Origin of the sequence: Quyinboa ferrireducens (genome assembly GCF_042436675.1) — a bacterium.
Taxonomy (GTDB): Bacteria; Bacteroidota; Bacteroidia; order Bacteroidales; family UBA5342; genus JBHJHP01.
The window spans coordinates 1-638 of record NZ_JBHMVA010000105.1 but is presented as its reverse complement, the minus strand read 5'-3'; the positions used below and the strand labels follow the sequence as shown (position 1 = coordinate 638).

The 638-nt window shown below is 44.2% G+C and carries 1 protein-coding gene; it reads left to right on the top strand.

Annotation, left to right across the window (positions count from 1 at the left end; translation table 11 throughout):
- Window positions 1-638: hypothetical protein (locus tag ACE01N_RS20625; protein WP_380592994.1), on the top strand; the 638-nt coding region annotated here is incomplete at both ends.

The window sequence follows — 638 nt, the reverse complement described above, 5'->3', positions numbered from 1 at the left end:
GATCCATACAATGATCCGATTGTGGAAATGCTGAATGCAGATGATAACTTTGAAGTAACCGTTATTCAGCTTGGAGCAGGTGATACAACAGATCTTGGCGGATACGATGTAGTGGTAGCCCAGGAAACCTTTGGTTCAGGAGATGCAGTATGGATGCCGGGTAAGGTACTTGGACTTGCCAGTATCGAGGTTCCATTTGTATATAATAAAGTATATGCATTAAGAGAGAATAAAGCCTTTGCATCAGGCACAGCCGGAGGCGTAGCAGAAGTAGCAGATTCTCCTTATCTGGTAGTTGATCCGGCAAATCAGTCACATGCCCTGTTTACAGGAATGACCTTTACAGATGACAAGATTATGATTGTAGGAGAAACAGCAGCAGATGATGGCGGAGTCGGAACCAAATCCTTGCAGTATGGAACTGATCAGGTTATCTCAGGCGACAATACGCTGTTAGGTTACCAGGAAGGTGCAGAAGGCAATGTAACCATAGGAGTAAACTATGTGCCAGCAGGTTCTACTATTGGTTCAGAAACGACTAAGGCTGATGCCGTACTGATTTGTCAGAACTATGGTTCAATTATACGTAACTGGGGCAATAACCTGACAAGTGAAGGTTTGACATTATGGCGGAATGC